Genomic DNA, 24765 nt, shown 5'->3' with positions numbered 1-24765 from the left:
ATGGAGGGTTTAATGTGAAAAAGCAAAAATTTGCACCATTTTTGACATTGAGTTTAGGAGCAAGTCTGTTATTAGCGGCGTGTGGCGGAGCAGATACTGCAGATACTGATAGCGGAAGTCAGCCATCAGACGTTACTAGTAGTGAAGAAGTAGCAACCGGTGATGATTTCTCAGTAGTTATGGTTACCGACATTGGTGGGGTAGATGATAAGTCATTTAACCAGAGTGCTTGGGAAGGACTTAAAGAATGGGGAAGTGAAAATAACAAAGAAGAAGGACTCGAAGGATTTAACTATATTCAATCCAACGATGATTCTGAGTTTGTTACCAACATCAATACAGGTATCAATAATAATTTCGATGTAGTATTTGGGATTGGTTATAAACTACAATCAGCAATGCAAGACGCAGCAACAAATAATCCAGATTCTCACTTTGCTATCATTGATGATGTAATCGAAGGAGAAAATACTGTTTCTGTTTTGTTCGCAGATAATGAAGCAGCATTCTTAGCTGGTGTAGCAGCAGCTCATACTACTAAAACAAACAAAATTGGATTTGTAGGTGGAGCAGAAGGAGCTGTTATTGATCGTTTTGAAGCAGGTTTTGTGGAAGGCGTAATGTCTGTTAATCCAGATATTGATCTTAAAGTAGAATATGTTGGTAGTTTTGGAGATGCTTCTAAAGCAAAAACAATCGCTAACGGTATGTATTCAAGTGGGATCGACATCATTTATCAAGCAGCAGGAGATTCTGGTAACGGAGTATTCTCTGAAGCACGTGATGTTGTGACTTCTGATTCTGAAAAAGAAATTTGGGTAATCGGTGTAGACCGTGACCAAACGGAAGAAGGAAAAGTTGAGTTAAAAGATGGATCTATTCGTGAATTAACATTAACTTCAACTCTTAAAGGAGTAGGAACTGCTGCACATGATATTGCTAACTTAGCAATGAAGGGTGAATTTCCAGCGGGTGAAGTATTACGTCTTTCTTTGAAAGATGGTGGTGTGAGCTTAACAGATGGACTATTAGAAGCTGAAGCTTTAAAAGCTGTTCGTGAAGCAGAAGAACAAATCATCAATGGAGATATCGTTGTAAGTGAAACTCCTGAAAAAGAATAATTTCGCTTGACTGGAAGTTAGTCACTGGCAGCTTAATCTACTTTCGTAAAGTGATTAAGCTGCTTTTTTATGGTTTATTTAATAGAATCTTTTTTGAAAGTCTTTTTTTAATAATAGCTAGTCGTATATCGTACTTTACAGTATAATTAAGATAATCTTCTCAAAAAATATGTAAAAGGAGGAAGAAGCATGACTGAAGGAAGTAATGTCATTGAAATGCTTGGTGTCACCAAAGCGTTTGGAAATTTTAAAGCCAATGATGATATTAATTTACAAGTAAAAAAAGGCGAAATTCATGCACTTCTTGGTGAGAATGGTGCTGGAAAATCAACATTAATGAATATTTTATCAGGACTTTTACAACCAACGGAGGGAATTATAAAAGTTAATGGCAAGGAAGTAAGCATTTCTTCAGCAAGCGTTGCAAATACTCTAGGTATCGGCATGGTTCATCAACATTTTATGCTAGTAAAAGATTTTACTGTTACAGAGAATATCATTTTGGGTAATGAAACAAGTAAATATGGGATGCTGAATCAAAAAAAGCTCAAAAACAAATTAAAGATCTATCGGATCAATACCAATTATATGTAGATCCTTCTGCAAAAGTAGAAGATATCACTGTTGGAATGGAACAACGTGTAGAAATATTAAAAACGTTGTATCGTGGAGCTGATATTCTTATTTTTGATGAGCCAACGGCAGTATTGACCCCTCAAGAGATTGATGAATTAATGGTTATTATGAAAGGGCTCATCAAAGAAGGAAAATCGATTATCTTAATTACACATAAATTGGATGAGATTAAGCAAGTAGCTGATCGCTGCACAGTTATTCGAAAAGGAAAAAGCATTGGAACTGTAGATGTTGCTGATACGTCAAAACAACAAATGGCTGACATGATGGTAGGAAGATCTGTTCTTTTCAAAACAACAAAAAAACCATCCACCCCAGCAGAACCGATTCTTGAAGTGTCTAATCTCGTTGTAAAAGAGAGTCGTGGACTAGAGGCTGTTCGAGGATTAAACATGACTGTTCATGCAGGTGAAATTGTTGGAATTGCTGGGATAGACGGAAATGGTCAATCAGAATTAATTCAAGCGATTACTGGATTACGAAAAAGTGAAAGTGGAACAATTACTCTTTCTGGGAAAGATATTACTGGATTACCTCCTCGAACAATCACTGAATCAGGTATGGGACATATCCCTGAAGACCGTCAGCGTTTTGGGTTGATTTTACCGATGACTTTATCTGAGAATATTTCTTTACAAAGCTATTATAAAAAACCTTTTAGTCGTAATCATATTTTAGATGAAAAAGAAATAGATGAATATGCCATTCGGTTGATTCAAGAGTTTGATGTCCGTACACAAAGCGAACAATCTACTGCTGGATCTTTATCGGGAGGAAACCAACAAAAAGCAATTATTGCTCGTGAACTAGACCGTAATCCCTCATTATTAATTGCTGCTCAGCCTACACGAGGTTTGGACGTAGGCGCAATAGAGTTTATCCATAAACGCTTGATTGAGCACAGAGACCAAGGGAATGCTGTTTTATTAATGAGTTTTGAATTAGAAGAAATATTAAATGTATCAGACCGTATTCTCGTTATGTATGAGGGAAATGTTGTAGCAGAAGTAACACAAAAAGAAACTTCTGAACAAGAACTTGGTTTGTTAATGACCGGTACCCCTTTAGATAAAGCTCGTGAAGAGTTAAGAGCGGTTGGAGCGAATGGGGGAGAAAAACGTGACTAAATGGTATAATCGCACCCGTTTTCAAAATATTGCTGTTCCATTATTATCCGTGTTATTAGGGATTTTGATTGGCGCTATCATCATGTTTGTATTCGGATATGATCCGGTTAAAGGGTATACTGCTATGATAAAAGGATCTCTTTTTACACCTTTTTATATAGGACAAACACTTCGATTGATGGCTCCTTTAGTTGTAATTGCTTTAGGATTTGCGGTAGCAAACGTTGCTGGATTCTTTAACATTGGAGTAGCAGGACAAGTATTAATGGGATGGCTTCTTTCTGTTATCGTAGCAAATGCATTCCCAAGTTTACCTAAAGTTATTCTTTTGCCATTATCTATCTTAGCAGGGATGACTGCCGGAGCAGTTTGGGCTGGAATAGCTGGATATCTACGAGCTTATTTCAATACAAGTGAAGTGATTGTAACGATTATGTTGAATCACATTGCTTTTTATATAACCAACTATTTTATTCGAGATGTACTAACAAACGGAAGTGATGCAACTCCGAGAATTCCTATAAATGCAAGTTTACGTATTCCTTTCTTATCGAGCATCACGAATAATTCAACCCTTCATGGTGGAATTTTCATTTCTATAATTATGGTAGTCGTTGTTTGGTTTTTGCTGAATAAAACAACGTATGGATTTGAATTTCGTGCGGTTGGTCTAAACTCAAGTGCAGCAGATTATGCTGGAATGAACGCTAAAAAGAATATTATTTTGGCTATGCTTGTAAGTGGAGCATTAGCTGGTTTGGGTGGGACAATGGAAGGATTAGGAAACTTTCAAAATATTTTTGTACAAGGAGTTGTACCGACCATTGGTTTTGATGGTTTAGGTGTTGCTTTACTTGGATCGAGTAGCCCGATTGGTATTTTATTCTCTGCCTTTTTGTTTAGTGTCTTAAAAACAGGTGGAACAAGTATGCCACTTATTTCGGGGGCTCCCAATGAAATTGTAGATATTGTGATTGCTTCCATTATCTTTTTTGTAGGAGCAAATTATATTATCCGTTTAGTTTTTGCTAAAATGAATAAATCCGCGAAGGAAGAGGTGCTGTAAATGGATATTATTACACTTCTAACGATTGTTGTTTCCAATACACTTATTTATTCAGCTCCTCTGATCTTTACCGCTCTGGGAGGAACTTTTTCAGAACGAAGTGGAATTGTAAACGTGGGACTAGAAGGGATTATGGTTATGGGGGCTTTTTCTTCCATCGTCTTTAATCTGTCGTTAGGTTCTCAGTTTGGAGATGCTACTCCTTGGATTGGCTTATTAGTCGGTGGAATAATTGGAGTAGCGTTCTCTATTATTCATGCGGTAGCTACTATAAACTTACGTGCGAATCATATTGTTTCTGGTACAGTGTTAAATATGTTGGCACCCGCATTGGCTATTTTCTTAACTAAAGTATTATACGATGGTAGAGGGCAATCAGACTTTATCGTAAAAAACTTTGGAAAGGAAAGTATTCCTTTTTTGAAAGATATTCCAGTAATAGGTAAGATTTTCTTTACTAATATTACGATTCCAGCTTATGTAGGAATCCTTCTAGCTATCCTTTGTTACTTTATTATTTTTAAGACTACTTTTGGGTTACGTCTGCGTTCGGTTGGAGAACATCCACAAGCAGCAGACACCTTAGGAATTAATGTTTATCTAATGCGTTATTCTGGAGTTATGATTTCTGGGTTTCTTGGAGGAATCGGGGGAGCAGTCTTATCTCAATCAATTTCTCTAAACTTCTCTGGTTCTACTATCGCTGGTCAAGGGTTTATTGCTATGGCGGCAATGATTTTTGGGAAGTGGAATCCAATCACAGTAATGGGGGCAGCCTTATTCTTTGGTTTTGCTCAAAGTCTAGGTGTAATAGGAAGCTATATTCCAGTTATTCAAGATATTCCTACTGTGTATTTAAATATTTTGCCATATGTACTCACCATTATTGTGCTTGTTGGATTTATTGGGAAATCAAAAGCTCCAGCAGCGAATGGAACTACTTATATTAAGACCAAATAAAAAAGTAATCAACAACACACCTTGCCTATTAAAATGGCTGGGTGTGTTTTTTAGGTTTGTAAAAATTAAGAGAGTAGAGTATAGTTTTTATGTACTGAAAGACGAAGCAATTAGAAAAATATCAAAAGAAGGAAGTGACAGAATGGAAGTCAAATTAGCAACAGGCGTAAATGCCTTTATTAATCCTACTGAAAAGTTTAAAACTGTAATTATAGAGTATAAATTCCGTTCATTATATGATCCAAAAAAAGCTACTGCAAGGACGTTATTACGAAATGTTTTAATAACCAACACCAAAAAACATTCTACACAAAAAGAAATGGATCAACAAATGTCCTGGTTATATGGAGCCTCTTTAAGCTCTAATTCTCAACGAATTGGCAAACAGCATATTGTTACCGTTAGTTTAAAAATTGTAAATGATAAATTTATTGGTGGGGATGACTCTCTTTTAGAACAAGCTTTTGCTTTTCTTAACGAAGTTGTTTTTTCTCCTAATATAGAAGATGGTCAGTTCCATAGTTCCACTTTTTCTCGTGAAAAACAAAATTTAAAAAATCAATTTCAATCATTAGAAGATAATAAAACAAGATACGCTAGTGTAAAGCTAAATGAAATGCTTTTTGAAGGAACTGATCAAGCTTATTTGGGTATGGGGGATGAAAAGTTCTTAGATGAAATGACTCCTGCATCATTATTTGTTGATTACACAGAAATGATTGAGAAAAACCAAATTGATATTCTTGTTTCTGGAGATGTGGACTCTAATCGAGTAAAGGACTCACTAGAACAATTGCAATTAAAAGAACGTGAGAAAAAAACAGAAGGAGTCTTTGTTTCCTCTACTACAAAAGAACTAGTAAATGAAAAAGAAGAAATTTCAGTTGTAAACCAAGCTACCTTGATGCTAGGTTTTTCTTCACCTGCCTACTATATGGAAAAAGAATATTTTGCTAGTATGGTTTTCAACGGGCTTTTTGGTGGATTTCCACATTCAAAACTTTTTCAAAATGTGCGTGAAAAAGCAAGTTTAGCCTATTCAACCTCTAGCTTTATAGATTTTCTAAGAGGAACGATGGTTGTTTACACAGGAATTGAATCAACGAAAAAGCAAGAAGTAGAAGAAATTGTACTGAAACAGTTGGAGGATATGCGTGCGGGCGACTTTATAGATGAATTAATTGTTCAAACAAAAGATATGTTGATCAATCAATTTATGCAGAATGATGATCATCAATCTGCATCTCTTTCAAAAGTATATATGAATCGTTTGACTACGGGTAGAGATATCAAAGACGAAGAATGGATTTCATCTCTTCAAAGTGTTACAAAAGCTGAAATAATTGAAGTTGCAAATCAAATGAAATTACAAGCGACATTCTTTTTGAAAGGGGAACAAGTAGATGCTTAAACTAGATTATCCACAGCTAGGTGAAGTAGTTTTTTCAGAGACACTTTCCAATGGCTTACAAGTAATACTAATTCCTAAAAACAATTTTTCTAAAACATATGGAATTATGACTACAAATTTTGGTTCTATCGATAATCATTTTGTTCCAATCCAATCAGATGAATCCATTCTGATCCCAGATGGAATTGCTCACTTCTTGGAACATAAATTGTTTGAGGGAGAAGAAAGAGACGCTTTTGATGAATTTTCTCAGTTGGGGGCTTCTGCTAATGCCTTTACATCATTTACACGAACTAGTTATTTATTTTCAGCAACTAGTAAAGTTAAAGAAAATGTGGAAACTTTATTAAATTTTGTTCAAAAACCTCATTTTACAAAAGAAGGAACCGAGAAAGAAAAAGGAATTATTGCTCAAGAAATTAATATGTATGAAGATAAACCAGATTGGCAGTTATTTTATGGATTATTAAAAAATATGTATCCGCAACACCCGATTTCTATTGATATAGCAGGTACGGTAGATAGTATTCAAGAAATCACTCCGGAATTGTTACAAGTTTGTTATGATACATTTTATCATCCAAACAATATGAATCTATTGTTAATAGGGAATTTTGAACCAGATGAAATGATAGAAGTTATTCGTGAAAATCAAAATGAAAAACTATTTCCGAAAGCAGAACATATCTTACGTTTGCTTCCACATGAGGATATGGCAGAGTTCACTGCATATAGCGAAATAGAAATGGATGTAAAGCGTCCAAAACTAGCTATGGGAGTGAAAGGATTGACTCCTGTAACAGAAGGAAAAGAATCTGATTTATATTATCTAAAAGGCTCACTCTTGATGGAATTGTTATTCGGAAGAGGATCTGAAAATTATATTGATTTGTATGATGAAGGACTTGTTGATGACAGTTTCAACTATTCATTCAGCACAGATCGAACTTTCCATTTTCTTTCCTTGGAATCCGATACAGATCATCCTGAAACATTACAAGATGAGTGGAAGAGAATCTTATTGAATTGGAATACGGATGCAGGAATGAATCAAGAAAACTTTGAGTTACTAAAACGTGCCCTAATTGGAGAACAACTTCAAGCATTCAATTCTCTAGAGTATGTAGCTAACCAATACGGATATTTACGGTTTAATGGAATTGAAATGTTTGATAGAATTAAGCATATTGAATCCTTACTATTAGAGGATATCAAACAATTTGCTGAACAATATCTAAATGAGCAGTTGATGAGTGCGTTTGTCATCCGACCTAAAAAGAAGAAAAACTCATGAAAATTGCCTTAATTACTGGAGCAAGTGGTGATATTGGAATCAACATTGCTAGAGATTTAGCAAAAAAAGGGTGGTCTCTCTATCTTCATTACTTTTCAAATCAGACACGCATCGATAAAATCCTGAAAGAGTTTAATGAGCAGTATCCAAAACAAGAATTTTTCCCTCTTAAAGTAGATTTACAACAAGATGATTCGACAGAACAGATTATAAATAATATCTATTCGTTAAATGCTATTGTTTTTGCACATGGGATGACGGATTATGGATTGTTAGAAACGATGACGGTAGAAAAAATGGACCTTTTATGGAAAATCCATGTAAAGAGTCCGGTGCTCATTACACAAGCATTGCAACATAAACTGCATACGAGTGGACAAGCTCGAATTGTCTTTATCAGTTCTGTTTATGGAGAAATGGGAAGTAGTAATGAAGTCTTTTATAGTACTGTAAAAGGAGCACAAATAGCGTTTGTAAAAGCTTATAGTAAAGAGGTGGCCTCGTGGGGGATTACAGTGAATGCTGTAGCTCCAGGTGCGATTGACACTCATATGAATCAACACTTTTCAGACTCTGAACGTAGGGACCTAATGGAAGACATTCCGTTGGGAAGAATGGGAAAACCTTCAGAAATCAGTTTTTGGGTAGAACAAATTTTAAAGGATGATAGTGCCTATATGACGGGACAAATCTTAACGGTCAGCGGTGGCTGGCTCAAGTAAATCATCTGTACCGACAAATGGAAAAGTGGGGAAGAGCTCTTGCTTTGAGCCCTTTTCTTTTTGATAATGACATCACTCAGTTTTTATCTATGCCCCTTTCGTTATGGTATAATTGTTGTGAAAAGGAAGAAGGCAGGTGGAGCGAATGGATGAAATCAATCAACTCGGAAAAAAGTTAAAACAAGCTCGAATTGAAAAGGGATATACTCTCGAAGATGTTCAACAATTGACTAAAATCCAAAAGCGTTATTTGATTGCTATCGAAGAAAATAGACTGGAAGATCTTCCCAGTGATTTTTTTACAAAGACTCTTATTCGTCAGTACGCTGAAGTTTTAAATATGAAAGTAGATCATATTTTATCGAATGACTCTGTTGAATCTCTAACGAATGGAAATCAAGAAGATGTGGGGACTCTCAGTAGGGTAGAAATGAAAAAAATTTCAAAGCGAAAAAGATTTGCTTACCAGATACGGACTCCTAATCGCCTTCCTACATTTTTAATGGTATTATTTATTTTTTTAATTGTAGGAATGATTTGGTGGTATTTCTATTATATGAGTGAGAAACCTGATTTCACTACCACTACTTCTGATACCAATCAATCACAAATGACTACTTCAATTCCTTCTTCAAGTGAAAGTAGTTCTATTTCAGATGAAAAGCCAAGTATTTCTGTTGAAGAGAAAACTGATTTTGAAGTAAATTATAGGATTCAATCGTTGGAGCTGCCTTCTACGTTAACATTAGAAACAGATCCTTCAGGAAGGTCTTGGATGAATATTACGATAAATGATGAAGTAGTCTTTGAAGCAACATTAGAAGCAAGTACGATTCAAACGGTAGAACTTCCTGCTGATTTAGAAACACTCTCCGTGCGAATTGGTTATTTACCTTCTACTACGATTAAATTTGGGGACGATTTAATGGTTCCTAAACCAGAAAATCAAGAAATCATTCAAACTCAAAATCTCTATTTTATGTTTGAATAAAAAAATGATGAAACAACAGGATAGGAGAAACACACGTGAACGTACCTAACAAACTTACTTTATTAAGAATCGTAATGATACCTCTTTTTCTTATATTAGCAGTCGTTCCTTTTAATTGGGGAACTGTAGAATGGCTGGGCTCATCCATCATGATTTCCCAGTTAGTCGCAACAATTGTATTTGTAGTTGCAAGTTTTACAGATTGGTTGGATGGATATATCGCTAGAAAAGAGGGGTTAGTTACAAATTTCGGAAAATTTGCTGATCCTTTAGCTGATAAAATGTTAGTGGCTACTGCATTTATTGTATTGGTAGAAAAAGGACTAGCTCCAGCTTGGGTCGTGAGTATCGTTATTGCGCGTGAATTAGCAATAACAGGTCTACGACTTCTCTTAGTAAAAGAAGGAGAAGTCTTGGCAGCGGCATGGCCTGGTAAAATTAAAACGGCTTCTCAAATGTCCGCCATTACCTTGCTTTTATTAAATAACTTTCCCTTTCAAAATACAGGTGTCCCTGTAGCAGATATTCTTTTGTACATCTGTCTCGTCTTCACCATTTATTCTGGTGTGGATTACTTTGTTAAAAATAAAAGTATATTTAAAGGATCTATTTAAAGGATAGAATCGAGTCATTTGTTTTCGTTTGAATGGAACAGCACACACAAGATGATTGATTTAGTTTCTTACATCTTGTTAGGATGCTGTTTTTTTATTTTGATTAACTGAAAAAAGCTTTTTTAGCGGACTATATAAAGGGAGTGTTTGGAGTGATTGCAGAAATTATTTCAGTGGGAACAGAGCTATTACTAGGTCAGATTGTTAATACAGATGCTTCTTTTGTAGCGAAAGAATTATCTGATCTTGGAATCAATACGTACCACCAATCAGTAGTTGGAGATAACCAAGAAAAAATGAAAAAAACGATTGAAATTGCAGAAGAAAGGAGTGACTTATTAATATTGATTGGCGGATTAGGGCCAACGCAAGATGATATCACCAAACAAACACTTTCAGAACATCTTGATGAACCTTTAATGATCGAAGCGGGTGCAATGGAGCGTATTCGTCTTTGGTTTAGTGGATCAAACAGAGAAATGACAAGTAATAATAAAAAACAGGCTCTTTATTTCCAGAATGGAAGAATGTTTAAAAATATCAATGGGATGGCAATTGGATCTTTTATCAAAAAAAATGGAACGTCTTATCTTTTACTCCCAGGACCTCCACATGAATTGAAAAAAATGTTTCATTCAGAAGTTACTCCCTATTTAAAAACATTACTCACTGGTGAAAGACAGTTTATTGTTTCTAAAACGCTACGTTTTTTTGGAATAGGTGAATCGACACTAGTCAATAAGTTACAATCGCTCATCGACCATCAGACCAATCCTACGATAGCACCTTACGCAGGGGAATTGGAAGTTTCTTTGCGAATTACTGCAAGTGGTCCAGATCAAGAAACCTGTTCTAAATTAATTGAAAAAACGTCACAACAAGTGATGGATGAAGTGGGAGAATATATTTATGGAGAAGGCGAGGATACTTCTTTAGAGCAGGTAGTATCAGATCTGTTAAGAGAAAAAAACATAGTATTGAGTGCCGCTGAAAGTTTAACAGCTGGATTATTTCAGTCTCAGTTAGTAAGTGTACCTAAAAGTAGTGAGGTATTCCTTGGAGGAATGGTCGCTTATGCAGAAAAAGTAAAACAAGAAGTCTTAGGTGTGCCAGAGTCTATCTTAAAAGAAAAAGGAATGGTTAGTGAAGAATGTGCTATCTCCATGGCAGAACGTTGTTTGGAAATATTTCATTCTGACATTGCTATTTCTTTTACCGGTGTAGCAGGTCCAGATTCCTTGGAAGGGAATCCACCCGGTACAGTCTGGATTGGAATCAGTCAAAAAAACAAAAAATCATTTGCTAAAAAATATCGATTTATGAGAACACGAGAAGGAAATCGAAGACAAAGTGTAATGCAAGGTCTGGATTTATTACGAAAAACTCTTCAATAATAAAAAAAGTGAACGGATGTTCGCTTTTCGCTTGCTATTATATTAGATAAAGGCTAAAATATAATAGCAAAGACGAATTGAAAGTAACCTTTATGGAGGGCTATATAAATGGCAAATAATGATAAAGATAATAGACAAAAGGCATTAGATGAAGCTTTAAAGAAGATTGAACGGAATTACGGTAAAGGTTCTGTCATGAAAATGGGAGAAAAAGTTGATACCCAAATAAAAACAGTACCAAGTGGATCTCTTGCTTTGGATGTTGCTCTAGGAGTAGGCGGATATCCAAGAGGAAGAATTATTGAAGTATACGGACCAGAATCATCAGGAAAAACAACTGTAGCACTTCATGCAATTGCTGAAGCACAAAAAAATGGTGGAATTGCTGCATTTATTGATGCGGAGCATGCTTTAGACCCTAAATATGCGGCTGCAATTGGTGTAGATATTGATGAAATGTTACTTTCTCAACCAGATACAGGAGAACAAGCTTTGGAAATCGCGGATGCTTTAATTTCTTCAGGTGCAATTGATATTGTAGTCATTGACTCAGTAGCAGCGCTCGTTCCTCGTGCTGAAATTGAAGGAGAAATGGGAGATTCCCATATGGGACTACAAGCACGATTAATGTCCCAAGCTTTGCGTAAATTATCTGGTTCTATTAATAAAACAAAGACTACCGCTGTCTTCATTAACCAAGTCAGAGAAAAAATTGGTGTAATGTTTGGAAATCCAGAAACAACACCAGGTGGACGTGCATTGAAATTCTATTCAACGGTACGATTAGAAGTACGTAGAGCAGAACAAATCAAATCAGGCACGGACGTAATGGGAAATCGCACAAAAATAAAAGTAGTAAAAAATAAAGTAGCTCCTCCGTTTAAGGTTGCGGAAGTAGATATTATGTACGGATTGGGTATTTCACAAGTTGGAGAACTCGTAGATATGGGTTCTGACCGAGACATTATTAACAAGAGTGGTGCATGGTACTCTTATAAAGAAACACGTATTGGTCAAGGTAGAGAGAACGCTAAAAAATATCTGTTGGATAATCCAGAAATGCGAGATGAAATCGAGAAACGAGTTCGCGCTGAATATGGTGTAGGTGAACCATTTGTAGAGACGGAACAACCAGAAAAAGTTGAAGAAGAAAAAAACCGTTAAAAGATTAGTACAAAAACGCGGAACAAAAAAGAATTTCCTTTATTCCACGTTTGAAAAATTGATAAGAAGTAGGGAAAGGACTGGGACAAGGGTTCCAGCCCTTTCCCTACTTTTAGTTTTTTAAGAGAAAATCAGGGCTATAAGAGTGTTTTATCTTAGATATTACAATATTTGATTGACAGTGTACGCGGTTAAGTTTAAAATTGAACTATGTGTAAGTCCCATATCTACACATACATACAAAAATATATTTTTTTAAAATTTTTAACGACCAAATTAAATAGATACGGAGGTGAAACAATGGACTTTATTTACTTAGCCTTCGCTGTCATAGCTTTAATTATTGGTGTCATTATCGGATACTATTATCGGAAATCGAATCATGAAAAAGAACTAGTTAGCGCAAGGAATACAGCTGATCTTATTTTAGAAGATGCAAAGAAAGATGCAGAAACACTAAAAAAAGAGATGTTGTTGGAATCAAGGGAAGAGAGCCACAATTATCGATCTCAAATCGAAGATGAAGTTCGTGAGAGACGAAACGAGGTTCTTAAACAAGAAAACCGAATAATCCAAAAAGAGGAAAATTTAGATCGTAAAGATAATACATTATCTAAACGTGAAAAGACCATTGAGCAAAAAGAGGAAAATCTTCAAAAGAGGACGCAATCTTTAGTCACAGAAGAGGAACGAATCCAATCCATTATAGAAGAACAACAGAAAGAATTGGAACGTGTTGCAACCTTAACAAGAGAAGAAGCAAAAGGAATCATTATGGACGAAACGGAGAGCCAATTAACGCATGAACGTGCGGTAATGGTAAAAGATTCTGAGAGAGCGGCTAAAGATGAATCAGAACGTCGCGCTAAAAATGTTATTCTGCAAGCCATTCAAAGAAGTGCTGCAGACTTAGTATCAGAAGCTACTGTTTCCGTTGTTACCTTACCAAACGATGATATGAAAGGCCGAATCATCGGAAGAGAAGGACGTAATATTCGCACTTTGGAAACTTTAACAGGAATTGATTTAATTATCGATGACACACCAGAGGCAGTTGTACTTAGTGGTTTTGATCCTATTCGACGTGAAGTTGCTCGAATGGCTCTAGAAAAATTAATTCAAGATGGACGGATTCACCCAGCAAGAATTGAAGAAGCGGTTGATAAAGCTCGCAAAGAAATGGATGAACGAATTAGAGAAATTGGGGAACAAGCTACCTTTGAGGTAGGAATCCACTCTATTCATCCTGACTTAATCAAAATATTAGGTCGCATGCATTTCCGTACAAGTTATGGACAAAATGTACTAAACCATAGTATTGAAGTTGCTAAACTGGCAGGGGTTATGGCTGGAGAATTGGGCGAAGACATTACTCTTGCTAAAAGAGCAGGCCTTCTACATGACATTGGTAAAGCTCTTGATCATGAAATTGAGGGATCGCACGTAGAAATTGGTGCAGAAATTGCTCAACGATATAAAGAGAATGCTGTTGTCATTAATGCAATCGCATCCCATCATGGTGATGTAGAAGCAACAAATGTTATTTCTGTTTTAGTTGCTGCAGCAGATGCTTTATCCGCTGCGCGTCCAGGAGCAAGAAGCGAATCTCTAGAAAATTATATTCGTAGACTGGAAAAATTAGAAGGAATTGCAAATGAATTTGAAGGTGTTGCGAGCAGTTTTGCAATCCAAGCTGGCCGAGAAATCAGGGTTATGGTAAAACCAGAGCAAGTCGATGATTCACTTGCTGTCCTGATGTCACGTGAAATCAGAAAGAAAATCGAAGAAGAATTAGACTATCCGGGACACATCAAGGTTACGGTTATACGCGAAATAAGAGCAATAGAATATGCGAAATAACAAGATGGGGCATTTGCCCCGTCTTTTTTTTATTGTATGTTTTTACGTCTACTTTATTTGAAAATCATTCGTAGTCCCTTCTATGCAAAGAAGGGAATTATTGATAAGATAAAGGAATGAATGATTGGGAAGAGAAGAGGAAATAAATATGAAAATTTTGTTTGTTGGGGATGTCGTTGGTTCTATCGGCATAAAAATGCTAGAAGAAACGTTACCAGGGTTAAAAAGAAAGTATCGACCACAAGTTACCATTGTGAATGGTGAGAATGCTGCAGGTGGTAGAGGAATTACTGAAAAAATGTACAAAGGGATTCTCCAATTAGGTGTTGATCTTATTACCATGGGAAATCACACATGGGATAATCGTGATATTTATGAATTTATCGATGATGAGCAGGCTAAAATTATCAGACCAGAAAACTTTCCTGAAGGCACACCAGGGATTGGTTATAAAATTGTTAAAGTCAACCAAAGTAGATTGGCGATTATTAATATCCAAGGAAGAGTTTTTCTAAATGCCTTAGACGATCCTTTTCGAACCATGGACCGTTTACTTGCTACATTATCTAAAGAAACATCAAATATATTTGTTGATTTCCATGCAGAAGCAACGAGTGAAAAACAAGCAATGGGCTGGTATTTGGATGGGAAAGTTTCGGCAATGGTTGGAACACATACCCATGTGCAAACGAATGACGCAAGAATTCTCCCTCAAGGAACGGCATACTTAACTGATGCTGGTATGACAGGGGCTTATGATAGTATTCTAGGAGTAGAACGATCGATTATCATCCAAAAATTCTTAACCCAATTACCGGTACGTCATGAAGTTCCTGAAGAAGGAAGAAAAATCCTGTCGGGTTGCTTTATTGAAATTGATGATAAAACAGGAAAAGCAAAACGAATTGAAAATATTGTTGTCAATGACGAACGTCCTTTACGGGAGTGACCAATAGATGAATAGCAAAGTAAATGAAATAAAAATAGAAGAAACAGTGGATCAAGAGGTAGATGTTCTGATTGAATTGCTGCAAAAAAAGAAGAAATTGCCCGTTATCGAAAAATTGAAGAACAAATAGAAAAAAATGAAATGATTCATAATGTAATTGAACAAATTAAAGAGAAACAAAAGGAATTAGTTCATTTTGAATATTTTGAAAAACCAATGGCCTATCAAAAAACATTAAAACAACTAACTACTCTCAATGAATTACTAGATGAAAATATTTCAGTACAAGCTTACAAAGAATCTCTATGGGAAGCTAATGAACTTGTTCAAATGCTTTTTGAACAAATTCAGGATGCTGTTGTAGAGCGAGAAAAGAATAGCTGAAGGAGGTGGAAAGATGCCACAAAAAACAAAAAACACTCCAATGATGGAACAGTATTTAAATATTAAGAAGCAGTATCCAGATTCATTCCTATTTTATCGGTTAGGTGACTTTTATGAGTTATTTAATGAAGATGCTTTAGCTGCTGCAAAACTGCTTGAAATCACTTTGACAAGTAGGAATAAAAATGCGGATGATCCAATCCCAATGTGTGGAGTCCCTCATCATGCAGCAGCAGATTATATTCGAACGCTTGTAAACGGTGGATATAAAGTAGCAATTTGCGAACAAATGGAAGACCCAAAACTCACTAAAGGAATGGTAAAAAGAGAAGTCGTTCGAGTGTTGACTCCAGGAACCTACTTGGATGAAAAGGGAAGTGAAAAGAAGAGTAATAATTATCTTGTAGCAATCACTCAAAAAAATGGTCGTTTTCCCTTAGCCTATGCTGATATTGGTACGGGAGAATTACGGGTAACCATCCTTGATAACGAGGAGTCTGTATTGAATGAAGTCCAGTCTCTTCAATCGAAAGAAATTGTACTGACAGAAGGCCAAACTCTTCCTGTTGCAAACCAATTAGCAGAACGAACTGGAGCCATTCTTTCTTTCCAAAAAAGAAAAAAGAGCAAACTGATTTTGCAGAAATCCTATCAGAAATTGATGAAGAAAGTAATCGGGATGTTCTTTCTTTGTTATTGGATTATATTTCTCATACTCAGATGCAGAGTCTCCCGCATATCCAAAAGGCGGTTCGCTACGAATCCAATCAATCTCTCAAAATGGATACCTATGCCCGCCGGAATCTTGAATTAACAGCATCTTTGCGCGATCATCAAAAAGTAGGAAGTCTTTTATGGTTATTAGATAAGACGAAGACAGCGATGGGTGGCAGAAAATTAAAGCAATGGTTAGAAAAACCACTTATTAATCAAACTGAAATTGTGGAACGACAAGATAAAGTTCAGTCATTTTTAGATCATTATTTTGAAAGAATGGATATCATCGATGCCTTGTCATCCGTGTACGACCTGGAACGCTTGGTGGCTAAGATATCTTTTGGAAGTATAAACGGAAGAGATTTAATTCAACTAAAGACTTCTCTGGAACAACTCCCAGTACTTTCTGCTGCTATTGAAATGATCGATCATCCTGCTTGGAATGATACGTTGGAAAATATTAAAGAAATGCCTGAATTAGCGGCATTGATTGCTACATCCATTGTAGAAGACCCACCCTTGCAAATTAAGGATGGGAATATCATTAAGAGTGGATTTAATGCTACGTTAGACCAATATCGAGACGCAATGAGCAATGGGAAAAAGTGGATTGCTGCTTTGCAACAACAAGAACGAGAAAGAACAGGGATCAAGTCTCTCAAAATTGGATACAATCGTGTCTTTGGTTATTACATAGAGGTTTCTAAAGCGAATGTACGAAATCTACCAGAAGGTTTATACGATCGCAAGCAAACCTTAACAAATGCAGAACGATTTATTACGCCAGAGTTGAAGGAAAAAGAAAGCATCATCTTGGATGCAGAAGAAAAATCTTCTGCTTTGGAATACGAACTGTTTATTGCTATTAGAGAAAAAATAAAAAAATACAGTAGTCAGTTACAATTAGTAGCCAAGCACATATCTGAAATTGATGTGCTGCAGAGCTTTGCCGAAGTGAGTGAAACGTATCATTATGTACGTCCCGTTGTAACCAATCACTCGAAAACCATTAAAATAGTAGAAGGACGGCATCCCGTTGTAGAAGATGTACTAGGAAAAGAAAAGTATATATCCAATGGGTTGCAAATGGATGAGGATACATCCATGTTGTTGATTACAGGACCCAATATGTCAGGAAAGAGTACCTATATGCGTCAGATAGCCTTAATTGTTATTCTGGCGCAAATGGGATGCTACGTGCCAGCTGAAGAAGCAGAATTGCCTATCTTTGATCAAATTTTTACACGAATTGGTGCAGCCGATGATCTATATTCTGGACAAAGTACCTTCATGGTGGAAATGGTTGAGACAAACCAAGCTCTTCGATTTGCAACAGAACGCAGTTTGATTCTTTTCGATGAAATTGGAAGAGGAACAGCAACGTTTGATGGGATGGCATTAGCAGAAGCCATTCTTCGTCATCTTCATGAAAATAAAAAAGGAACTGTGCTTTTTTCAACACACTATCATGAGCTAACTATTTTGGATAAAGAATTAGAAAGACTACGAAATGTCCATGTTGGTGCAATTGAAAAAAATGGAGAACTTGTTTTCCTACATAAAATCATGAATGGCCCTGCTGACAAGAGTTATGGATTGCATGTCGCTAAATTAGCTGGAATGCCTGCTACTTTAATTAAGGAAGCCAAAGTTATTTTACAAGAGCTTGAAAAAGGCGAGAAGAAAAAAACGGTTCATCAATTGGAAGAAACACAACAACTTGCTCTTTTTAATGAACCAGAAATCGGAATGAATGAAAAACAAGTATTGAAAGAAATGAAACAACTCATTTTAGAGCAATCGACTCCTTTAGAATTAATGAATGCAGTTCATAATTGGAAACAACTACTTTCCTCAGAAGAATGAAGGTGAAGAAAATGAGGACGATTCGAGCGTTATCTGAACATTTAACCAATCAAATTGCAGCCGGGGAAGTAATTGAGCGACCTGCTTCGGTTGTGAAAGAGTTAATAGAGAATTCAATTGATGCGAATAGTACTCAAATTGAAATATTCGTGGAAGAAGCCGGCTTAAAAAAGATTAAAGTAACTGACAATGGAGATGGTATTCATCCGGATGAAGTACATCTTGCTTTTGAACGCCATGCGACTAGTAAGATTTATACACGGGAAGACCTTTTCCGAATTCACTCCTTAGGTTTTAGAGGAGAGGCACTCCCGAGTATCGCATCTGTTTCTAAAGTTACTATAGAAACAGCGACCAAAGATCTCCCTGGAAAGTATGTAGTAATGATGGGAGGAACCATAGAGGACGAGAAACCTTTTGGAACGAGAAAAGGAACTACCATTACTGTAGAGAATCTTTTTTTAATACTCCTGCTCGTTTAAAATACGTAAAAACATTACAAACAGAACTATCCAGTATTACTGATATTATCAATCGTATTTCTTTGAGTCATCCTGGAATTGCATTTCGACTGGTTCATGATGGCAATCAACTGCTGCGAACCAGTGGCAATGGCGACTTACAACAAGCGGTTGCGGGAGTTTATGGAACGAAGACAGCCAGAAAAATGTTAGCCATTGAGGCAGAAGATTTAGACTTTCAAATAACAGGGCTCGTTAGTATGCCAGAAGTAACTCGTGCTAGTAAAAATTATCTAACGGTGATTTTGAATGGACGCTATATCCGAAACTACAATTTACAAAGAGCGATTATTGATGGGTATGGTTCCCGCTTAATGGTGGGCAGGTATCCAATTGCCATTATCAATGTAGAAACAGATGCCTTGTTATTAGATGTAAACGTACATCCTTCGAAAAGAGAGGTGCGCATTAGTAAAGAAAAAGAATTGAGTGCACTCATTATCGAAGGAATTCAAAAAGCGATGAGCAACGTAACGTTTATCCCAAGTGGTTTTGATAATGTACGTTTTAACAGACAAGAGGGTACTCCGGTTACTCCCAGCAAACAGTTGCAAGTAGAACTAGAAAATGAATCATTCCCTTCTGCGACCACTCCCGATCGAGAAGAGTATCAAGAAAAAATTTCATTGGATGAAAATGATTTAAGTGGGACTTTCCTTCAGGAGGAACCTGCTGGAATCAAAAATCAATCAACCGACTTTTCAAAAGAAGAAGTACCACAAGAATCTGAAACAATCTTTTCTACACCTGCTGAACATGATGAGCCTATTCTTACAACTGTCCAAAAAATAGAAAAGGAAACAGTTACTGAAAAGACGTTTCCACAATTATATTATTTCGGTCAAATGCATGGAACCTATCTGTTTGCTCAAAATGAGAATGGCTTATACATCATTGATCAGCATGCAGCTCAGGAACGGATTAAGTATGAATATTATCGAGATGAAATAGCAAATGTCTCCACGGATAGCCAAGGTCTTCTTGTTCCGATTACCGTAGAATTGCCATTAGATGAGTATATGGAAATCAATGAAAATCGTGAAAAGTTAGAAGAGATTGGGATATTTTTAGAATCGTTTGGAAAGCAAACTTTTCTTTTAGACAATCATCCTGTATGGTTCACTTCCGGGCAAGAAGAGGAAATTTTAAATGATATCCTTCAAATGCTATTGAAAGAAAAAAATATCTCCTTAAAAAAACTAAGAGAAGCTGCTGCGATTATGATGAGTTGTAAACGATCCATCAAAGCTAATCATTATATAAATGATGCAGAAGCAAGACAGCTTTTAACAGACTTAGCAAACACAAAAAATCCATATAATTGTCCGCATGGAAGACCTGTCTTAATCCATTTTGCTAACAATGATATGGAGAAAATGTTTAAGCGAATTCAAGATTCACACTAATAGTAAGTTGTTTTATTATTGCATCTTGCTAAAATAAGTTAAAATAGAACTAGATAAAAAAGCAAGGAGTGGAAAAGAATGAAAGAATCAAAAGAAGAATTGAAAACAAAATTGACCCCCATACAATATGATGTTACGCAAAATGAAGCAACGGAACGTCCTTTCTCAGGTGAATATGATGATTTCTATGAAGAAGGAATTTTTGTAGATGTAGTAAGTGGAGAACCACTCTTTAGTTCAACTGATAAATACGATGCAGGTTGTGGCTGGCCTTCCTTCTCTAAACCTATTTCAAAATTAACCGAAAAGAAAGATAGCAAGTTGTTCCGTACCAGAACAGAAGTAAGAAGTACGGATGCAGATTCACATCTAGGCCATGTATTTGATGATGGTCCAGCAGAAATGGGTGGGTTACGCTACTGTATTAATTCAGCAGCAATGCGCTTTGTTCCTTATCAAGATTTGGAAAAAGAAGGCTACGGTGATTACCAATCCCTTTTTGAAAACTAAAATTAAAAATGTTTGAATAAAAAGAGGCTACGGCCTCTTTTTATTTGTTAAAGACACTGTCTTATTGGTTACTCTATGGTAATATGGAAGACAGGAAAACTGACTTTTAATAAAGAAAATCTGGAAAGCAAGGAGGAAAAGCAAACGTGTATGAATATATGACAGGGAAATTAGTATACGTCGGTCCTCTCTACGTGGTTTTAGATATACAAGGAATTGGATATCAGATTTATATTGCAAATCCTTTCCGTTTTTCTTCTGTTCTTGATGAAGAAGTAAAAGTATATATCCATCAGGCTGTGAGAGATGATAATATTACTCTTTATGGATTCAAAGATGCAGCAGAAAAACAACTATACCTTAAATTGATTAGTGTTTCTGGAATTGGACCGAAAAGTGGGTTATCTATTTTAGCAAACGGAGACCATGCAGGGTTAGTTGGTGCCATTGAAGGGGAAGACGTAAAATATCTAACCAAATTTCCTGGTGTGGGTAAAAAGACCGCATCTCAAATTATTTTAGATTTAAAAGGCAAATTAAATGAACTATTGAATCCAGAAGATAAGAATTTCGCATTAGATACAGAAGAAACCAGTACTGGAAACACCTCTTCTTTTGTGAAAGAAGCCGAGGAAGCTTTGAAAGGTTTAGGCTATTCTGTTAAAGAAATTGATAAAATTGTACCAAAATTAAATAAGGAGACGTATGCAAGTACAGAAGAAGTACTTCGAGCAGCGTTCAAGCTTTTGTTAAAGAAATAAGTAGAGGTGAAATAGAATGGATGAAGAGGATCGTATTTTATCTGCTGAATTGGAAGATGGAAGTGAAGATGGCGTAGAAGAAACCCTTCGACCTCAAAGTCTTAAGCAATATGTAGGTCAAGATAAAGTTGTAGAAGAACTAAATATATATATTCAAGCAGCTACTTATAGAAAAGAATCGCTTGATCATGTACTTTTATACGGGCCACCAGGACTTGGAAAAACTACGTTAGCGAGAATTATTGCCAATGAAATGGATGTTGATATTCATACGACTAGTGGACCTGCTATTGAAAAACCAGGCGATCTAATGGTTTTACTAAATGAGCTGAGTGCAGGAGATGTATTATTTATTGATGAGATCCATCGATTGCCCCGTGTGGTCGAAGAAGTTTTATACTCTGCGATGGAAGACTACTATGTGGATATTATTATTGGACAAGATGCAACAGCACGTCCAGTACATTTCACCTTACCGCCATTCACTTTGATTGGAGCCACAACAAAAGCAGGTAGTCTATCTTCTCCGTTACGAGCACGATTTGGGATTGTTTCTCGTATGGAATATTACAACGTTCCTGATTTGAAAAATATTGTGGAGCGTTCCTCTGGCGTCCTTCAAACAAATATTGAGCAAGACGGAGCATTAGAAATTGCCAGAAGATCGCGAGGAACACCTCGGATTGCGAATAGATTACTGCGCAGAGTTCGTGATTTTGCCCAAATATATGGAGATGGTGGAATTACCAGTCCGTTAGCAAATCAAGCCCTATCTGTTCTTCGAGTAGATCAAAAGGGATTGGATGAGATTGATCGTCGGATTTTATCAACGATGATTGATTTTTATGGTGGGGGACCAGTAGGGTTGTCAGCAATTGCAGCTAGTATTGGTGAAGATACCGAAACCATTGAGGATATGTATGAGCCGTACCTCTTACAAATCGGTTTTTTACAAAGAACCCAGCGAGGAAGAGTCGTTACTCATATAGCCTATGAACATCTAGGAATTGAATATCAACCAAAAAATAAATAATAGAATAAACCCATAACTAGAATTGAGGAATCGTAGTGAAAACAAGTGATTTTGATTTTGAACTTCCAGAAGAATTAATAGCCCAGACCCCTTTAGAAAATAGGGCAGCATCCAAACTTTTAATCTTGAACTCTGAAACAGGAAAAGTGCAAGATGAACATTTCCCAGCTGTTTTAGAGGAATTAGATTCCGGTGATGCTTTAGTTTTAAATAATACCCGTGTATTACCCGCGCGTTTGCATGGAGTAAAACCGGAAACGGGTGGTCACTTGGAAGTTCTTTTATTAAATAATCAAGAGAAAGACCAGTGGGAAACCTTAATCAAACCAGCCAAACGAGCAAAAGTAGGCACGAAGATTATGTTTGGTGAAGGAGATTTAACGGCGGTTGTAACAAAAGAATTATCCCATGGTGGAAGAATTGTAGAATTTGAATATGAAGGAATCTTTTTAGAAGTTCTTGAAAAACTAGGCGAGATGCCTCTTCCTCCTTATATCAAAGAACGATTACACGATCCAGATCGATATCAAACGGTCTATGCAAAAGAAAATGGTTCTGCGGCAGCACCTACTGCAGGCTTACATTTTACGCAAGATCTTTTAAAACAAGCAGAAGACAAAGGTGTAGAAATTGTTTACCTTACCCTTCATGTCGGTTTAGGAACATTCAGACCTATTTCAGTAGACGACGTGGATGAACACGAAATGCATTCTGAATTTTACCACCTATCAGAAGAATCAGCAGAAACACTAAGAAGAATTCGTGGCAATGGTGGCAAAGTAGTTGCGGTTGGAACGACTTCCATTCGAACATTAGAAACGATTGGAACTAAATTTAAGGGAGAAATAAAAGCAGATAGTGGTTGGACTAATATTTTTATTTCTCCAGGATATTCGTTTACAGTCGTGGATGCTTTCATAACAAATTTCCATTTACCAAAGTCAACACTAGTAATGCTAGTGAGTGCCTTTGCTGGAAGAGAAAATGTTCTTCAAGCCTATGCTCATGCTGTAGAAGAAAGATATCGTTTCTTTAGTTTTGGAGATGCTATGTTTATTAAATAAAAAAACAGAAAAAGAAAGAGAGTGGAGATTTTTCTCCACTCTCTTTCTTTTTCTAAATTTGATTTCATTTTAATCAAACGTTTTGTTCTGTTTTTGGAAATAAACCGGTTAACACGAACACGGCTAATGCTAGGACGATTCCTAAAATAGAAGCTTGAACAAAATTGTATGCATTTCCTTCTAAAGCACTACCAATATAAAAAGCAACATGTCCCAGAATAAATCCCCATACAAGAGTTACCACAAATCTCATTTACTCGCACCTCTTCTCGTCCTTAATTTTAACACGAATGACGAATAACTCAAGGGATAGCGATTTAATTTCTTTGTCTCTTGTTATTTCTTTGTTTATACCTACAAGTACAGTGGAAAGTGAGATATAATAGAGAAAGATAAAAAGGAGGGAAATTGATGTCATTTGTACATCTTCAGACCATTAGTGTCTATTCTTTGCTCCAAAGCACTACACAATTAGAAAAATTAGTCCAGAATGCAAAACAAAAAGGCTATCAAGCCATAGCATTGACCGACTACAATTACCTTCATGGACAAGTAGATTTTTACAAGCTGTGTTTACAAGAAGGAATTAAACCAATTATCGGATTGCAATTAGAGATCCCCGGAGTTTTTTACAAAAATCAGAAATTTCCACTCGTAATGATTGCTAAAAATTATAGAGGTTACCAAAAACTGATGGCACTCTCCACATTGTATACAAGTGATAAAAATGATGAAGCGCTGCTTTCAGGTTTAAAAGACGGATTAGAAGATATTATAGCCATTACTCCAGGTGAGAAGGGCGAAATCGAACGATTGCTTTTGTCAGGAGAACAGGAAGAGGCAGAAGCGATCACTCGACACTGGAAAGAGATATTTTCAGAAGAACAGTTTTATTTAGGAGTTCAAGTTCATCAAAAGATGCAACCGATTATCGACTCTTTAAGAAGGTTAGGAACAGTAGTAGAGGTTCCCTTAACGGCAATGCATGACGTACAATATCTAGAACCAGACGATCGATTTAGTTGTAGAGTCTTACAAGCCATTGGCAACAGTGAGCAAATCGATACAGAACAAGAAGAAAAAAAGGAGAGCACTACCTTCCTCCTTTGAAAGAGATAGAAGAACAATTCCAGAAATTTGGTTTGTCTTCTGAAGTAGAGGAAACCATAAAAATTTCTGAAAAAATTGCGATTG

General features: G+C 36.3%; 20 protein-coding genes and 3 pseudogenes. 22 read left to right on the top strand and 1 reads right to left on the bottom strand.

The window, feature by feature from the left end:
• Positions 1–14 precede the first annotated feature (14 nt).
• The 21 genes and pseudogenes from LZ578_RS07605 to queA all read left to right on the top strand — a co-directional run bounded on the left by LZ578_RS07605 (position 15) and on the right by queA (position 23571).
• A complete protein-coding gene (locus LZ578_RS07605; protein ID WP_235144584.1) occupies positions 15–1121 on the top strand; it encodes a BMP family protein in 1107 nt (368 codons plus the stop codon).
• 189 nt (positions 1122–1310) lie between these two features.
• A pseudogene (locus LZ578_RS07600) lies at positions 1311–2884 on the top strand (ABC transporter ATP-binding protein).
• Positions 2877–3950 (top strand): ABC transporter permease, encoded by a 1074-nt coding sequence (locus tag LZ578_RS07595; protein WP_311198569.1) that lies wholly within the window; start codon positions 2877–2879, stop codon positions 3948–3950. The pseudogene LZ578_RS07600 and the gene LZ578_RS07595 overlap by 8 nt, the downstream one beginning before the upstream one ends.
• The gene (locus tag LZ578_RS07590; protein ID WP_235144583.1) at positions 3951–4910 is read left to right on the top strand and encodes an ABC transporter permease; all 960 of its coding nucleotides are present in this window, start codon (positions 3951–3953) and stop codon (positions 4908–4910) included. It begins immediately after the preceding gene.
• Positions 4911–5052: 142 nt separating this feature from the next.
• A complete protein-coding gene (gene yfmF / locus LZ578_RS07585; protein WP_235144582.1) occupies positions 5053–6321 on the top strand; it encodes an EF-P 5-aminopentanol modification-associated protein YfmF in 1269 nt (422 codons plus the stop codon).
• The gene (gene yfmH, locus LZ578_RS07580; protein WP_235144581.1) at positions 6314–7615 is read left to right on the top strand and encodes an EF-P 5-aminopentanol modification-associated protein YfmH; all 1302 of its coding nucleotides are present in this window, start codon (positions 6314–6316) and stop codon (positions 7613–7615) included. Before yfmF ends, yfmH begins: the two co-directional genes overlap by 8 nt.
• Positions 7612–8337, top strand: coding sequence for an elongation factor P 5-aminopentanone reductase (ymfI, locus tag LZ578_RS07575; protein ID WP_235144580.1), 726 nt, complete (start codon positions 7612–7614; stop codon positions 8335–8337). Before yfmH ends, ymfI begins: the two co-directional genes overlap by 4 nt.
• A gap of 145 nt (positions 8338–8482) precedes the next feature.
• Positions 8483–9328 (top strand): RodZ family helix-turn-helix domain-containing protein, encoded by an 846-nt coding sequence (locus LZ578_RS07570; RefSeq protein WP_235146424.1) that lies wholly within the window; start codon positions 8483–8485, stop codon positions 9326–9328.
• 35 nt (positions 9329–9363) lie between these two features.
• Entirely contained in the window at positions 9364–9942 is a 579-nt protein-coding gene (gene pgsA, locus LZ578_RS07565) for a CDP-diacylglycerol--glycerol-3-phosphate 3-phosphatidyltransferase (RefSeq protein WP_235144579.1), read from the top strand.
• Positions 9943–10094: 152 nt separating this feature from the next.
• Positions 10095–11336: a competence/damage-inducible protein A gene (locus tag LZ578_RS07560; RefSeq protein WP_235144578.1), complete on the top strand. Its 1242-nt coding sequence runs from the start codon at positions 10095–10097 to the stop codon at positions 11334–11336.
• Positions 11337–11444: 108 nt separating this feature from the next.
• Positions 11445–12500, top strand: coding sequence for a recombinase RecA (recA, locus tag LZ578_RS07555; RefSeq protein WP_235144577.1), 1056 nt, complete (start codon positions 11445–11447; stop codon positions 12498–12500).
• Between the two features lie 300 nt (positions 12501–12800).
• The gene (gene rny / locus LZ578_RS07550) at positions 12801–14360 is read left to right on the top strand and encodes a ribonuclease Y (RefSeq protein WP_235144576.1); all 1560 of its coding nucleotides are present in this window, start codon (positions 12801–12803) and stop codon (positions 14358–14360) included.
• A gap of 148 nt (positions 14361–14508) precedes the next feature.
• The gene (locus tag LZ578_RS07545) at positions 14509–15309 is read left to right on the top strand and encodes a TIGR00282 family metallophosphoesterase (protein ID WP_235144575.1); all 801 of its coding nucleotides are present in this window, start codon (positions 14509–14511) and stop codon (positions 15307–15309) included.
• Between the two features lie 7 nt (positions 15310–15316).
• The gene (locus tag LZ578_RS12495) at positions 15317–15439 is read left to right on the top strand and encodes a hypothetical protein (protein ID WP_255763825.1); all 123 of its coding nucleotides are present in this window, start codon (positions 15317–15319) and stop codon (positions 15437–15439) included.
• An 11-nt stretch (positions 15440–15450) separates the two neighbouring features.
• Positions 15451–15693, top strand: coding sequence for a YlbF family regulator (locus tag LZ578_RS07540; RefSeq protein WP_235144574.1), 243 nt, complete (start codon positions 15451–15453; stop codon positions 15691–15693).
• Positions 15694–15706: 13 nt separating this feature from the next.
• Positions 15707–18276 (top strand): annotated as a pseudogene (gene mutS, locus LZ578_RS07535) (DNA mismatch repair protein MutS).
• Positions 18277–18287: 11 nt separating this feature from the next.
• Positions 18288–20203: pseudogene (gene mutL / locus LZ578_RS07530) on the top strand (DNA mismatch repair endonuclease MutL).
• A gap of 78 nt (positions 20204–20281) precedes the next feature.
• Positions 20282–20713, top strand: a complete 432-nt coding sequence (gene msrB, locus LZ578_RS07525; protein ID WP_235144573.1) for a peptide-methionine (R)-S-oxide reductase MsrB — start codon at positions 20282–20284, stop codon at positions 20711–20713.
• A gap of 146 nt (positions 20714–20859) precedes the next feature.
• Positions 20860–21474, top strand: a complete 615-nt coding sequence (gene ruvA / locus LZ578_RS07520) for a Holliday junction branch migration protein RuvA (protein WP_235144572.1) — start codon at positions 20860–20862, stop codon at positions 21472–21474.
• Between the two features lie 16 nt (positions 21475–21490).
• Positions 21491–22507: a Holliday junction branch migration DNA helicase RuvB gene (ruvB, locus tag LZ578_RS07515; protein ID WP_235144571.1), complete on the top strand. Its 1017-nt coding sequence runs from the start codon at positions 21491–21493 to the stop codon at positions 22505–22507.
• Between the two features lie 29 nt (positions 22508–22536).
• Complete coding sequence (gene queA, locus LZ578_RS07510) at positions 22537–23571, top strand: tRNA preQ1(34) S-adenosylmethionine ribosyltransferase-isomerase QueA (protein ID WP_311198615.1); 1035 nt, start codon at positions 22537–22539, stop codon at positions 23569–23571.
• Positions 23572–23644: 73 nt separating this feature from the next.
• Here the strand turns inward: queA and LZ578_RS07505 are convergent, their stop codons facing one another.
• Positions 23645–23824 carry a YjzD family protein gene (locus tag LZ578_RS07505; protein WP_235144569.1) on the bottom strand — a complete coding sequence of 60 codons (180 nt, stop codon included), beginning with the start codon at positions 23822–23824 and terminating at the stop codon, positions 23645–23647.
• Between the two features lie 158 nt (positions 23825–23982).
• On the opposite strand from LZ578_RS07505, the gene LZ578_RS07500 reads away from it, so the two are divergent.
• Positions 23983–24681, top strand: coding sequence for a PHP domain-containing protein (locus LZ578_RS07500; protein ID WP_235144568.1), 699 nt, complete (start codon positions 23983–23985; stop codon positions 24679–24681).
• Positions 24682–24765: the final 84 nt, after the last annotated feature.

It is taken from the genome of Jeotgalibaca sp. MA1X17-3 (assembly GCF_021513155.1).
In the GTDB taxonomy this organism is placed as follows: domain Bacteria; phylum Bacillota; class Bacilli; order Lactobacillales; family Aerococcaceae; genus Jeotgalibaca.
The sequence above is the reverse complement of the archived record's forward strand: the minus strand, read 5'-3'. Positions and strand labels throughout refer to the sequence as shown.